The following is a 12,856-nucleotide window of genomic DNA, read 5'->3' as shown; positions in this document are numbered from 1 at the left end:
TACCCGTGCTGCTCGCCGCCACCCCACCCCCGGCCGAGACACCACCCCACACGGCGGTGGGCAGGGTCGTGGTCATCGGGCATCCATTCCTGGGTGAGGTCGTTACGGGACGCCGAGTTCGAAAAGGCCGTAGCCCGCGTACGAGCCGGAAGCCAGGGCCGCGACGCCGAGGAGCATGAGCTGGTGGGTCGGGCTGAGTCGGCGCAGGGCGAGGGCGAGCGGGAGAAAGAGCGGGAAGAGGGGGAGCAGATAGCGGGAGACGTTGCCGAATATCTGCTGGCTGCCCAGGACGAGGACGAGGGTGAGGACGGTGTAGACCATCAGGACGGCCGGGGGACGCAGCCGGATCAGCAGCGAGAGCAGTGCGAGCGCGAGCAGGACGACACCGACGCCGATCAGGTCCGCGAAGGGCCAGGCGGAGAGATAGTCGAAGTGGCCCACCGGGACGGACGTGAGGACGTCGAGGGTGTGCCGGCCGTAGTCCCACTCGTGGGCCCAGGCATCGGACTGAAGCCTGAAGTAGCCGCCGTAGTCCCCCATTTGGTGACCCACCCAGCCGAGATAGGTGAGGAGGCCGAGCGGGGCGACGGCCATCGCGGCCACCGGACGCAGGATGCCGTCCCGGCGACGGTGGAGCGCAAGCAGGGCCGCGACGACGACGGCGGCGATCAGCGCCACGGCGGTGGGCCGGTTGAGCCCTGCCATGCAGGTGAGGAGGCCGGCGGTGAGCCAGCGGCGGCTCAGGACGGCATGGCAGGCCCAGACGGCCAGGGCCACGTAGAGGGAGTCGGAGTAGACCGCCCACTCCACGCCGGAACCGGGCCAGACGGCCCAGAGTCCGGCCGCGGCCAGCCCGGCCCGCCTGCCGCCGAGGCGTTCGGTGATGGCGTAGATGCCCAGGGCGGCGGCCAAGGAAGCGACGATGGAGACCAGCAGGCCGGCGCCGTACACGCCGAGGCCGGTGAGCTCGGAGACCAGCCGCATCAGCGCCGGGTAGAGCGGGAAGAACGCCGCCGAGTTCCCTTCGAGGGTGATCGGGCCGGTGGCGCCGGGGATCGGGACCAGCCGAGGGTCGTACCCGTGCACGGCGATCTGCTGGTACCACCAGCCGTCCCAGCTGGCCAGGACGTCCCACGGGCGGGCGCCGCCGCCGAAGCGCGGGTTCTTCGTGCGGTAGTCCCCGGCGGAGTGCAGCAGCCACATGAAGGCGGCGAAGCCGATGAACTTGAGCGTGCCGTAGACGGCCAGTACGGGGCCGTAGCGCTCGGCTGTGCGGCGCAACCGGCGCCGGCGGTCGGGGCCCGTGGTGGCGGGCTGCTGCGAAAGCCTCGCGTTCCAGCTCGGGGTGGTGGTCGCGGTCGTACGGGCGGTGGTCCTGATCATGCGCGGAACACCCACGCTCGGAAGAACAGGAACCGCAGCAGCGTCGCGCCCAGGTTGGCGGCGAGAAGTACGGCGAGTTCGGTGGCCTGCCCGGCCGAGGGCACCGTGTGGTGCAGGGCGGCGAGCGATCCGCCGGTGAACGCCAGGCCGACCAGGAGGACGACCAGGCCCCTGCCCTGGTGGCGCAGCACACCGCCGCGGCCACGGAGGCCGAAGGTGAGCCGCCTGTTCACGGCCGTGTTGGCGACGGCGCAGACCAGCAGCGCGAGTGCGTTGGCGGCCTGGGATCCGGCCACCGGGCGCAGCGCCGCGTAGAGGAGCAGGTATGCGAGGGTGCTGACGGCTCCAACGGCGGCGAAGCACACGAGTTGGGTGGCGAGCCTGCCCGGTGCGTCGGCGCCACCGTCGCGGAGCGACCCGCCCGGCGGCAGCGCGCCCCGCGCCAGTGCCCCGCCGATCCTGACGATGCCGCGCAGGTCGGCCAGTGCCGTGGCGAGGATGTCGACCCGGGTGTCGGGATCGTCCACCCAGTCGACCGGCACCTCATGGATGCGCAGCCCGGCACGCTCGGCGATCACCAGGAGTTCGGTGTCGAAGAACCACTCCGAGTCCTGTATGAGGGGCAGCAGTCGCTCGGCCACATCACGCCGCACCGCCTTGAATCCGCACTGCGCGTCGGAGAAGCCCACGGCGAGGACGGAGCGCAGGAGGGCGTTGTAGCAACGAGAGGTGATCTCTCGCTTGGGGCCGCGCACCACCCGGGAACCGGGGGCCAGGCGGGTGCCGATGGCGATATCGGAGTGGCCGGAGAGCAGCGGGGCCACGAGCGGCAGCAACGCCGTCAGTTCCGTGGACAGGTCCACGTCCATGTACGCGAGTACGGGGGCCGACGAGAGCGACCAGGCGGTACGCAGCGCCCGGCCGCGCCCCTTCTCGGCCAGCCGAAGCCACTCTGTTTCGGGCAGTTCGTCCGCCAGCCGAGCGGCGATCCGCGGGGTGCTGTCCGTGCTGGCGTTGTCGGCGATGGTGATACGGAACGGATAGGGGAAGGTCTCGCACAGGTGCGCGTGGAGCCGCCGCACGCTCGGCTCCAGATCTCTCTCCTCATTGAACACGGGGACGACCACGTCCAGGACGGGCTCCGGGTGGTGCGTCGCCACCGGTGCGCGTTGCGGCAGTCGGCTCAGGTCCTTCAGGGCAAGTGACCCTTGGTTTCTCATGTTTTGTCTTTTCTGTGATCTGGTACGGGGCAGGCCGAAGACACTCGGGGCGACGGTGTGCTCCGGCGTTACGGAGTGACGAGCGAGGACGAGGTGGTCGACGGCTGGTTCCGCGCGGTCGCCGTACCCGAAGGCGGGGCCGAGGTCGAGGGAGGCGATGCGCCCTCTGTGCTCCCCGGCAGGGTCTCGGTGGCCGTACTCCCGGTCGTGGCCGGCGGCGTGATTGCGGCGGTCCCGTCCGGGGACGCGGGGGCGGTGGAGTTGCCCGAGGAGGAGGGCGCGCTCGGGGACGCGCCGGGTGTCGCGGGCGAGGCGGAGGGCGAGGGGCTCGTCGCGGGCTGTGGGCCGGGGTGGCTGGGCTCGACCCGGGTCGCATGGCCGGGCAGCAGGAGCAGCCCGACGCTGAGGCCGACGACGGCCAGGACGGAGCCGACTGCCCTCTGCGCGGCCCGTCTCCGGCTGCGGACACGCACCCCTGCCCGGAGACGTTCCCGGTGCTTCGGCTCGAACGGTGCGGGCGCCTCGGTGTCGCGCATCATCTGTGCCAGCTGCCGCTCGAAGTGATCCATGGGGTTCTCCTTCACCGCACCGGCTCGTTCACATTGCCCAGGAGCTGCCTCAGTCGCGCCACTCCGCGTGCGGCATGGGACCGAGCCGTGCCCACCGGGCACCCGAGCACCTCCGCCACCTGCCCCTCGGGCAGGTCCTGGTAGTAGCGCAGCACCACCGCCACCCTCTGCTTCGGCGACAGCTGGGCCAGCGCTGCCTCCAGCCGGGAACGCTCCACCACGTCCGCGGACACATCGCCGACCACCGCCGCCTCGGGCAGCTGTTCGACGGGGCGTTCACCCCACCAACGCCGCTGTCCCGAGCGTGCCGCCGCACGCGTCATCACCTTGCGGACGTATGGCTCCGGTGCGTCATCCGCGACCTTGGGCCAGACGAACCAGAGCTTGACCAAGGACTCCTGCAACAAGTCCTCGGCCCGATGCCGATCGCCTCCGACGAGCAGACGGGCCAGGTGGAGCAGCACCGACCAGCGGGCAGCCACGAACTCGTCGAACGCACGGGCTCGACTCTGCTCCATCCACACTGTCCCTGTTCTCGCCGGTCGCCTACACCCTTTAGAAGGCACTGGCATGCGGCCCACGATGCACCTGCGACCTGTGATCTGAATCACGTGGCATGTCGACGACAAGCGCGAGACGCTCCTCCGTCCCGTCCCGTCCCGTCCCGTCCAGCCCCGCCCCGCCCCGTCCTCGGACGACTACGACGCCCGCCTCGACGTGGACTTCAGCGTGCTGAGCGGAGACGGGGTGGTCGCAGCGAGAACATCTTCCGCGCCGCGGAGCAGGTCCGCGAGGTCCTCTGCACGAAACCCGAGGCGAGCTCGGGCGGCACTGCCACGCCAGGTTCGGATCGCGGATGGACAGCCGTCTCGATCGTCACAGCCAGGGCCGGCCCTTCACTCCCCCTGTCGCACCATCGCGCCCCCACCACGGTGGCACGCGGGCGCCCACGAGGCCATGGGCCGGTCCTGTCCCGGACGACGCGCCCGGATCCGGGACAGGCCCGGGACGCATGCAGCAGCGCCGCCGGGGGAGCGGCGGCGCTGCTGGTCACTGATGCCGGACGGTGGTTACGGCAGGCCGTGTACGTGCGGGGCCACCGCGTTCGACCAGGCGTTGCCCGACTTGGCGTCCCAGTTGGTCGACCAGGTCATCGCGCCGCGGAGACCCGGATAGGTCTTCGCGGGCTTGAACGTGCCGCAGTTGGTGCCGACGGCCAGGCAGTCCAGGGCCGCGTTCACGATCGACGGAGAGACGTAGCCGCTGCCCGCGCCGCTGGTGGAGGCGGGGACGCCGAGGCCGACCTGGGACGGGTCGAGGCCGCCCTCCAGCTGGATGCAGGCGAGCGCGGTGAGGAAGTCCACCGAGCCCTGCGAGTAGACCTTGCCGTCGCAGCCGAGCATCGAACCGCTGTTGTAGTACTGCATGTTGACGACGGTCAGGATGTCCTTGATGCCGAGGGCCGTCTTGAAGTACTCACCCGAGGTGGACTGCATGTCGATGGTCTGCGGCGCCATCGTGATGACGAGGCCGGAGCCCGCCTTCTGCGACAGCGAGCGCAACGCCTTCGTCATGTAAGTGGAGTTGAGGCCGTTCTCCAGGTCGATGTCGACGCCGTTGAAGCCGTACTCCTGGATGAGCGAGTAGAGCGAGTTGGCGAAGTTGGTCGCGGAGGCGTCGCTGTTGACCGAGACGGACCCCTTCTCACCGCCGACCGAGATGATGACGTTCTTCCCGGCCGCCTGCTTCGCCTTGATGTCGGCCTTGAACTGGTCGACGGTGTAGCCGTTCAGGCCCGCCGTGTCCAGGTTGAAGGTGACGGCACCCGGTGTGGTCGTGGCGTCGGCGAAGGAGACCGCGATGATGTCGTAGTTCGCGGGCACGTCGCTGAGCTTCTGCACGGTCGCGCCGTTGTTGAAGTTCTGCCAGTACCCGGTCACCGCGTGCTTGGGCACCGAGGTGCCGGGGTTGGGGTTGCCGCCGCCGTCCTTGGCCGTACGGCCGCCGACCGTGGCGGACTTGACGGACTCACCGGCCGCGTTGGTGGCGCTCACCGCGAACCGGTACGCCGTGTCGGCGGTCAGACCCGTGATCGTGGCGGAGGTCCCGGTGGCCGTGGTGGCCTTCGCGCCGTCCTTGTAGACGGTGTAGCCGGTCGCACCGGACACCGCGTTCCAGGACAGGGCGATGGAGGAGGGCGTGGTCGCGCCGACGGTGAGACCGGCGGGCGCCGCGGGGATCTCCGGAGTGGGGTCGGTGCCGCCACCGCCGTCGGGGCCGCTGACCGAGATGTCGTCCGCCAGGTAGGCGGCCCGCCCGTACCAGCCGTGCGTGTACACCGTGACCGAGGTGGTGCTCGGGCCGGTTCTGAAGCTGGTCGTGAGCTGGGTCCAGCTGCTGGAGCCGGGGGACCAGGTCGATACGTCGGTGGTTCCGGTACCGCTCGCGCCGAGGTACGCGTACCCGCCCTGCACCCAGGAGCTGAGCGTGTACGTCGAGTCGGGCTTCACGGCCACGGTCTGGGTGCACTTCGCGTTGTCCTGGCCGGCCGGGGTGGCCTTGAGGGCGGCGGTGCCACCGTGCACGGGGGAGGAGACGGTGGTGCCGCTGCCGCCGGAACAGGTCCAGTTGGCGAGCCCCGACTCGAAGCCCGCGTTCTTGGCGACGTTGACATCGGCGGCCTCGGCGTTACTGACGAGACCGGTGGCGGTCAGCGCGCCGGCTGCGAGGACGGCCATGGCTGCGCCGAGGAGCGGCCGGGTGTGACGCCTGCGGATTCTGTGGCCGCTGACGGGGGAAGGTTCCACTTGCTGCCTCCGTGGGGGAGTTGGGGATGCCGGGCCGGGTACCTGGGATGAGCCGGCGGGGTCGACCGGCGGTACCCGGGCCGTCCGGGGGGTGGCGTGGAGATGAAGGGGGAGTGCAGTTGAACGACGGTGGTCACCGCTGGCCGATAAGCTGGTCCAGACCAATCGAGTTGTCAAGACCTCTGGCGCTGCCGACTGTTCGGTCCGTGCTCGCCGGAGCGCTCCGAGGCTGCCCCGCCGGCCACCCGCGAACGGCCGTTCAGAGGTTCCGCAACGGCTGTGGGCCGCCAAAGAATTGACGATTTGTTGAGCATGCTCGCCCCCCGTGCGGGTGACGCGGCCCAGATGCCCGGACGGTGACGATCCGCCACCGCCGGAGCCCTGTGTGACAGGTTTCGCATCCGGCCTGACGTGCGGAGATGAATTTCGGGCCGCAGGTAATCGGAAGGTGGATTCGTAACACTCCGCAGTGGTACAGGAGTTAACGGTTTTCGATTTGATCCGATTTAGCATGGAGATGTTGTGCAGGCGGCTCGCACAGGTTGTCGTACTGACCTCCGAAAAGTGTTCTCTGCCAGGTAGGACGTGGATAAAGTGCTGAGGCAGAACCGCGGAGCAGGAGCGATTGCGGCCGACGTCATGACCGTCGTTTGGCCGGAGCCGAAACGGGGAACAGCGTGCCGACCGCAATAGCAGTGACCAGTGCTGATTTGGTACTACCTCCGACCGACCAGCAGACACCGACAGCAGCCCTGCTGCAGGCTCCCGACGCCCAGGCGTTGGAGATGGCCATCGGTGACATGCACGTGCTGCTCGAACAGCACGGCTACGTCGTCGCCGTCTACCCGACCGGCATCGCGCCCGCCCATGAACGCCGGCTCTACTCCGTACGGTCCGTTCTGGAGAGCGACCGCATCGCCCTGCTCAAGGTGGACCTCCCCCCCTTGGGCGTCGCCGTACTCGTAAGGCAACTCCGCCAGTTGTCCATCTGTGACTTCAGCCCGGGAGTGGTCGCCTCCGCCGCCCGGCTGCTGTCCCACTACATCCACGCGGGCGCCCTGCTGAACTCCGTCACCAAGTTCGACCGGGTCCCGGTCGACCTCAGGACGCATGCCAAGTCCTGGGTGCCGGGCTCCCAGTTCGCCGTGGTCGCGGGGCCGGACCCGCAGCTCGTCAAGGTCGGCCCGAAGGCGGACCCACCGACCGGCCCGGAATTCGCCACGGATCTGGTGATCGCCAAAGGGCAGTCACAGTCCGAGTGGGTGAAGCAGACCCTGGCACCCGCGTGGCAGGTCCAGTCCATTCACGAGGCCGCGCTTCCTTCCGAATCCCCGGCATGGTGGGGAACCGGAAAGCTGGTTGAATTCGCTGCCTATCTTCCAGACATCTCCGTCCTGTACCAACTGGTCTCCTCCGTGCGTCGCGAGAGCTGTCACTGGTGCGGAATGGACCTCATCGGTGACCGCTGCGGGTTCTGCTCCTCCCCGCTACCCGCAGCCGAGAGCCGAATGCACCCTGCCGGTGTCCTCAGCCATGGAGCGCCCGCACCACCGCAGTCCTAGCGCTTCCGCTTTCCTCCGTAGACGCCCTTCTGTCCGCTGCCCCACGCATCCGATTCGAACGAGGTTGTCCGGCCCATGAACTCCCGCCAGCGCCGCGGCGTGATACTCCTGCTTTTGTCGGTTCTGTGCGCCTTCGGCGCCTTCGCCGGCGTGCTCTCGGTGATCAGCGATGTCAACACCAAGGTCGGCCCCGAGGTCTCGGCCTACCAGCTGAGGTCCGATGTGGCGCCCTATACCGCCCTGTCGTCCGGCCAGTTCGAGAAGATCTCGATGCCGAAGCGCTGGCTCTCCACCAACGCGGTGACCGACCTCTCCGAGGTGAACGGCAAGATCGCCGTCACCCAGCTGCGCAAGGGCTCGCTGCTCCAGTCCGACATGATGCAGAAGCGCCCCGAACTGCAGCCCGGGGAGCAGGAGATCGCCATCATGATCGACGCCGCGACCGGCGTCGCGGGCAAGATCACCCCCGGTGCCACGGTCAACATCTACGCCACCTTCGCCGGTGAGCGCGACGGCGACCCCTCCCAGTCGAAGGTCATCGTCTCCAACGCCAAGGTGCTGGACGTCGGCAAGCTGACCGCCCTGGAGCCGAACCGGGACGGCAAGTCCAACATGGGCACCGAGGCCGTCCCGATCACCTTCGCGCTCAACACGCTCGACACCCAGCGCATCGCCTACGCCGAGTCCTTCGCGGAGCACGTACGCCTCGCTCTTCTGGCCTCCGGAAGCGACAGCACCATCCGTCCGGGCGACCGCTCCTACACGCTCGACAAGGACAAGTGAGGATCGAATGACCACAAGGATCCTCCCGGCCGTCGGTGACGTCGACGCGGCCAGATCCGTCACCACCCTGCTCAGCCAGCTCCCGGACGCGGAACCGGCCACTCCGGTCACCGACTCGACCCAGCTCATCGACACCCTCGCCCGGCTCGCGGGCGAATCGCTCGACGAGCTGCCCGAGGTGGTGCTGGTCCACGAGCGGATCGGTCCGGTGCCTGCGCTGGAACTGATCCGGGAGGTCTCCCTGCGCTTCCCCGCCATCGGGGTCGTGCTGATCACCGCCGATGTCACCCCCGGCCTGTTCGCCTCCGCGATGGAGTCGGGTGCGCGAGGTGTCATCACCCTGCCCCTGAGTTACGAGGAACTGGCGAGCCGGATCCAGTCCGCCGCCCAGTGGTCCGTCGGCGTCCGCCGCCACCTGAGCACCGGAGCCGATGTCTTCACCGGCCCCGGCGGTACGGTCATCACGGTCAGCGGAGCGAAGGGCGGGGTCGGCGCCACCGTCACCGCCGTACAACTCGCTCTGGCGGCCCAGGCGTCCGGACGTACCGTGGCCCTCGTCGACATGGACCTCCAGGCCGGCGATATCGGCTCGTACCTCGATGTGCAGTTCCGGCGCTCCATCGTCGACCTGTCGACCATCACCGACATCTCGCCGCGCGTCTTGTCCGACGCCGTGTTCAGCCACGGCTCCGGCCTCGCGCTGCTCCTGGCGCCCGGTGAGGGCGAGAGTGCCGAGGAGGTCAGCGACCGCTCGGCCCGGCAGATCGTCAGCGCCCTGCGTTCACGCTATGAGGTCGTGGTCATCGACTGCGGCAGCCAACTGCAGGGAGCCAGCGCCGCGGCCATCGAGATGGCCGACACGGCGCTGCTGGTCACCACACCGGATGTGATCGCGGTGCGCGGTGCCAAGCGCCTCGTACGGATGTGGGAACGGCTCCAGATCCGCAAGGCGGAGGAGACGGTCACCGTCGTCAACCGGTTCATCCGCAACACCGAGATCCAGCCGCAGCTGATCGAGAAGATCACCGGGACCCGGACGGCCAACACGGCCGTTCCCGCGAACTTCAAGGAACTCCAGAGCGTCGTCGACGCGGGCCGGCTGCACGAGCTCGATTCCAAGAGCACCGTCAAACAGGCCCTCTGGGCCCTTGCGGGCGAGCTGGGCATCGTGAAGGTTCCTGAGAAGGCGGAGAAGAGCGGCGCGAAGAGCGGCGGAATGTTCAAGAACGACCGGGGCTCGATCGGGCGCCCACGCGTCGGCCGACGCGACGGCGACGCCCGGAACCGGGCGACGACCAAGGGGGCAAGTTGACCAATGGCACTTACCGAGACGACAGACACGGAGATACGGGGAAGGCGTTACGGTGACGCCGCCCCGGCGCGGGGTGGAATCCGCGTCCGCCTCTTCGGCCGGGGGCGCGACCGCGGCCAGACCGCGATCGAGTTCCTCGGCGTCACACCGCTGATCATCCTGCTGATGATCGCGCTCTGGCAGTGCGCGCTGATCGGCTACACCTTCTCCCTGGCGGGGAACGCGGCGGACAAGGCGGCGCACCAGGGGGCCATCACGGAGGGCCTGCGGGTGCAGGAATGTCGGCAAGCGGCCAAGGAGCACCTGCCGAAGGCCTGGCGGAAGTCGATGAAGCAGACGACGTGCCGTTCCAAGTCCGGCATGTACAAGGCCGAGGTCAAGCTGCAGGTGCCCGTCCTGGTGCCCGGTGTTCTCAACTGGAAGTTCCCGGTCACCGGCAACGCCGCGTTCCCGCTGGAGGGCTGAGCGATGAGCAAGCGCACGCGCACACCCGGCCGGACGGCCGCTACCACAGCTCGCCGTGAGCGCGGCCAGGTCGCCATCGAGTATCTGGGCTTCATCCCCCTGCTGCTCCTGGTCGGCCTCCTCGCGATCCAGGCGGGCCTCGCCGCGTACGCCGCCAACCAGGCGGGGACCGGGGCCCGGGCGGGAGCCCGTATGGCCAGCATGTCGACGGGCGACTGCGACGGGCAGGCAGCCAAGGACGCGATGAGCGGCTGGACCGCCGACCGGGCCGATATCTTGCCCTCCTCCCCCTCCTTCGACGAGGTCACCTGCACCGTCAGTGTCGACGTGCCCGACATCATCCCGGGCGTCCATATCTGGGGTCCGGCCGAACGCAGTGCCACGATGCCCCGCACCTGACCCCCGCGGCGCACCACACTGCTGCCTCACCAGCGGCTCAACAAGCAAGTGGGAACGAGGAGTTACGGAATGAGTCTGCGGGCACGCATGACCGCCCCCGAGAAGAACGGCGGGGCGCGGGAGGACAGCCACATGGTGGCCACCTACCGCGCCAAGCTGCTCGAAGAGATCGACCTGGCGGAGATGTCCTCGCTCGCCGCCGCAGACCGGCGGGCCCGGCTGGAGCGCGTACTCAGCCACATCATCAGCCGCGAAGGCCCGGTCCTCTCGACCGTCGAACGCACCCAGCTGATCCGCCGGGTCGTCGACGAGGCCCTCGGTCTCGGCATTCTGGAACCGCTCCTCGAAGACGCGTCCATCACCGAAATCATGGTGAACGGACCGGACCAGATCTTCGTCGAGCGCAGCGGCAAGGTCGAACAGCTCCCGATGCGCTTCAGCTCGCACGAGCAGCTGATGCAGACCATCGAGCGCATCGTGTCGACCGTCAACCGCCGCGTCGACGAGCAGAACCCCATGGTTGACGCGCGTCTACCCAGTGGTGAGCGTGTCAACGTGATCATCCCGCCGCTGTCGCTGACCGGTGCGACGCTCACCATCCGACGTTTCCCGAGGGCCTTCACGCTCCAGGAAATGATCAACGTCGGCTCACTCGACGAGCAGATGCTGATCCTGCTCTCCGGACTCGTCCAGGCCAAGCTCAACGTTATCGTCTCCGGCGCCACCGGTACCGGAAAGACGACGCTCCTCAACGCGCTCTCCGGCCTCATCCCCGACAGCGAGCGCATCGTCACCATCGAGGACTCCGCCGAGCTCCAGCTCCAGCAGAGCCATGTGATCCGGTTGGAGTCCCGTCCGGCGAACGTCGAGGGGAAGGGCCAGATCACCATTCGTGACCTGGTCCGAAACTCCCTGCGTATGCGACCCGACCGCATCGTCGTCGGTGAGGTCCGTGGCGGCGAATCGCTCGACATGCTCCAGGCGATGTCGACCGGTCACGACGGCTCGCTCGCCACCGTCCACGCCAACAACGCCGAGGACGCGCTCATGCGTCTGCAGACCCTGGCCTCGATGTCCGAGATCAAGATCCCGTTCGAGGCGCTGCACGACCAGATCAACAGCGCCGTCGACGTCATCGTCCAGCTCACCCGGCACGCCGACGGCTCCCGCAAGATCACCGAGATCGCCGTCCTCGACTCGCACGGCCGCGATCCCTACCGCATCGTGACCGTCGCCCGGTTCGACGCCCAGCCGATGGACGCCGAGGGGCGGATCAACGGCGAGTTCAGGTACCTCCCGATCCCGCGCAAGATCGCCGAGCGTCTCTACATGGCCAGCCAGCCCGTCCCGCAGGCCTTCGGGGTCGCCGCATCCGCCGAACAGCTCGCCACCCGAGAGGCCAACTAGGTACCGTGCCATGACGAATCTCCCTCTTCTCACGATCGGCGTGACCCTGCTCGCCGGAGTCACGGGCGTCGCGGGCCTGCACGCCTACTCCGGCGGCAAGGCCGACCGGGACGCCCTGGTGGACCGTCTCTCGCACACCGGCCACATCCCGGAGACCGGGCGCCATCGCCGCTTCCGAGGACTCGACAGCAGGCTGCGCAAGACCGGCCTGGGCCGGAAACTCGAACAGAAGCTGGCCACCACCGGCCTCGACATCACACCGGGCGAGTTCTTCGTCTACGCGCTCGCCGCCATGGCCGGCCTCTGGTTGATTGCCTCGTCCATGCTCGCCAGCTTCTTCGGCCCGGTCGCCGCCCTCATCGGCCTCTGGGGCACCAACGCCTTCCTGAACTGGCAGCGGACCAAACGCACCGAACGCTTCATCAACCAGCTTCCCGAACTCGCCCGCATCCTCGCCAACGCCACGCAGGCCGGACTCGCGCTGCGTACGTCCATCGGCATGGCGGCCGACGAGCTGGAGGACCCGGCCGGTGAGGAACTGGCCCGGGTCTCCCGACGCCTCGCGGTCGGCGAATCCCTCGAAGACGCGATGAGCGAGCTGACCGACCGACTGCCCTCCCGCGAACTCGTCGTCCTCGTCACGACCCTCGTTCTGTCCAACCGGGCCGGCGGTACGGTCGTCAGCTCCCTGCGCAACCTCACCGAGACGCTTGAGGAACGAAAGGAGACCCGGCGTGAGGTCAAGACCCAGCTCTCCCAGGTCACCGTCACCGCCTATGCCGTCCCCATCTTCGGCTTGGGCGCCATGCTCTTGATGAACGCGGTGATGCCCGGCGCACTGGACCGCATGACCGGCGCCTTCATCGGCCAGGTCGCGGTGATCGTCTCCATCGTTCTGTACGCGATCGGATTTATCGTGATCCGCCGCATGTCCCGGATCGACGTCTGA

At 68.7% G+C, this 12,856-nt stretch carries 12 protein-coding genes; 7 read left to right on the top strand and 5 right to left on the bottom strand.

The window, feature by feature from the left end; translation table 11 throughout:
* Nucleotides 1-102: 102 nt before the first annotated feature.
* The 5 genes from ACIPEK_RS12625 to ACIPEK_RS12605 form a co-directional block, all read right to left on the bottom strand.
* On the bottom strand, nucleotides 103-1,383 hold the full coding sequence (locus ACIPEK_RS12625) for a glycosyltransferase family 39 protein (protein ID WP_401994297.1): 1,281 nt from the start codon (nucleotides 1,381-1,383) through the stop codon (nucleotides 103-105).
* Nucleotides 1,380-2,603, bottom strand: coding sequence for a glycosyltransferase (locus ACIPEK_RS12620; RefSeq protein WP_401994294.1), 1,224 nt, complete (start codon nucleotides 2,601-2,603; stop codon nucleotides 1,380-1,382). Before ACIPEK_RS12620 ends, ACIPEK_RS12625 begins: the two co-directional genes overlap by 4 nt.
* Before the next feature lie 68 nt (nucleotides 2,604-2,671).
* The gene (locus tag ACIPEK_RS12615) at nucleotides 2,672-3,172 is read right to left on the bottom strand and encodes a hypothetical protein (RefSeq protein ID WP_401994291.1); all 501 of its coding nucleotides are present in this window, start codon (nucleotides 3,170-3,172) and stop codon (nucleotides 2,672-2,674) included.
* Nucleotides 3,173-3,183: 11 nt separating this feature from the next.
* Nucleotides 3,184-3,690, bottom strand: a complete 507-nt coding sequence (locus ACIPEK_RS12610; RefSeq protein ID WP_383075434.1) for a SigE family RNA polymerase sigma factor — start codon at nucleotides 3,688-3,690, stop codon at nucleotides 3,184-3,186.
* 552 nt (nucleotides 3,691-4,242) lie between these two features.
* Nucleotides 4,243-5,910: a chitinase gene (locus tag ACIPEK_RS12605; protein ID WP_401994692.1), complete on the bottom strand. Its 1,668-nt coding sequence runs from the start codon at nucleotides 5,908-5,910 to the stop codon at nucleotides 4,243-4,245.
* Nucleotides 5,911-6,674: 764 nt separating this feature from the next.
* Between ACIPEK_RS12605 and ACIPEK_RS12600 the strand changes: the two genes are divergently transcribed.
* From ACIPEK_RS12600 to ACIPEK_RS12570, 7 genes are all read left to right on the top strand, one after another.
* The gene (locus ACIPEK_RS12600; RefSeq protein ID WP_401994288.1) at nucleotides 6,675-7,541 is read left to right on the top strand and encodes a hypothetical protein; all 867 of its coding nucleotides are present in this window, start codon (nucleotides 6,675-6,677) and stop codon (nucleotides 7,539-7,541) included.
* Nucleotides 7,542-7,616: 75 nt separating this feature from the next.
* Nucleotides 7,617-8,324, top strand: a complete 708-nt coding sequence (gene cpaB / locus ACIPEK_RS12595; protein WP_401994285.1) for a Flp pilus assembly protein CpaB — start codon at nucleotides 7,617-7,619, stop codon at nucleotides 8,322-8,324.
* 7 nt (nucleotides 8,325-8,331) lie between these two features.
* Nucleotides 8,332-9,636, top strand: coding sequence for a CpaE family protein (locus tag ACIPEK_RS12590; protein WP_401994282.1), 1,305 nt, complete (start codon nucleotides 8,332-8,334; stop codon nucleotides 9,634-9,636).
* A gap of 3 nt (nucleotides 9,637-9,639) precedes the next feature.
* The gene (locus tag ACIPEK_RS12585; RefSeq protein ID WP_401994279.1) at nucleotides 9,640-10,101 is read left to right on the top strand and encodes a TadE family protein; all 462 of its coding nucleotides are present in this window, start codon (nucleotides 9,640-9,642) and stop codon (nucleotides 10,099-10,101) included.
* 3 nt (nucleotides 10,102-10,104) lie between these two features.
* Nucleotides 10,105-10,500, top strand: coding sequence for a TadE/TadG family type IV pilus assembly protein (locus ACIPEK_RS12580; protein ID WP_401994276.1), 396 nt, complete (start codon nucleotides 10,105-10,107; stop codon nucleotides 10,498-10,500).
* A gap of 69 nt (nucleotides 10,501-10,569) precedes the next feature.
* Complete coding sequence (locus tag ACIPEK_RS12575) at nucleotides 10,570-11,907, top strand: CpaF family protein (protein WP_401994273.1); 1,338 nt, start codon at nucleotides 10,570-10,572, stop codon at nucleotides 11,905-11,907.
* Between the two features lie 10 nt (nucleotides 11,908-11,917).
* Nucleotides 11,918-12,856 carry a type II secretion system F family protein gene (locus ACIPEK_RS12570; protein WP_401994270.1) on the top strand — a complete coding sequence of 313 codons (939 nt, stop codon included), beginning with the start codon at nucleotides 11,918-11,920 and terminating at the stop codon, nucleotides 12,854-12,856.

This window comes from Streptomyces sp. NPDC088246 (assembly GCF_044741025.1).
Classification (GTDB): domain Bacteria; phylum Actinomycetota; class Actinomycetes; order Streptomycetales; family Streptomycetaceae; genus Streptomyces.
This window is presented reverse-complemented; position numbering and strand designations above follow the sequence as displayed.

Bases quoted from the DNA above. Each gene is read 5' to 3' on its own strand.
- ACIPEK_RS12590 (WP_401994282.1), top strand. From the start codon at position 8,332: ATGACCACAAGGATCCTCCCGGCCGTCGGTGACGTCGACGCGGCCAGA.
- ACIPEK_RS12570 (WP_401994270.1), top strand. From the start codon at position 11,918: ATGACGAATCTCCCTCTTCTCACGATCGGCGTGACCCTGCTCGCCGGA.
- ACIPEK_RS12625 (WP_401994297.1), bottom strand. From the start codon at position 1,383: ATGATCAGGACCACCGCCCGTACGACCGCGACCACCACCCCGAGCTGG.
- ACIPEK_RS12610 (WP_383075434.1), bottom strand. From the start codon at position 3,690: ATGGAGCAGAGTCGAGCCCGTGCGTTCGACGAGTTCGTGGCTGCCCGC.
- ACIPEK_RS12620 (WP_401994294.1), bottom strand. From the start codon at position 2,603: ATGAGAAACCAAGGGTCACTTGCCCTGAAGGACCTGAGCCGACTGCCG.
- ACIPEK_RS12605 (WP_401994692.1), bottom strand. From the start codon at position 5,910: ATGGCCGTCCTCGCAGCCGGCGCGCTGACCGCCACCGGTCTCGTCAGT.
- ACIPEK_RS12585 (WP_401994279.1), top strand. From the start codon at position 9,640: ATGGCACTTACCGAGACGACAGACACGGAGATACGGGGAAGGCGTTAC.
- ACIPEK_RS12615 (WP_401994291.1), bottom strand. From the start codon at position 3,172: ATGGATCACTTCGAGCGGCAGCTGGCACAGATGATGCGCGACACCGAG.
- ACIPEK_RS12575 (WP_401994273.1), top strand. From the start codon at position 10,570: ATGAGTCTGCGGGCACGCATGACCGCCCCCGAGAAGAACGGCGGGGCG.
- ACIPEK_RS12580 (WP_401994276.1), top strand. From the start codon at position 10,105: ATGAGCAAGCGCACGCGCACACCCGGCCGGACGGCCGCTACCACAGCT.
- cpaB (WP_401994285.1), top strand. From the start codon at position 7,617: ATGAACTCCCGCCAGCGCCGCGGCGTGATACTCCTGCTTTTGTCGGTT.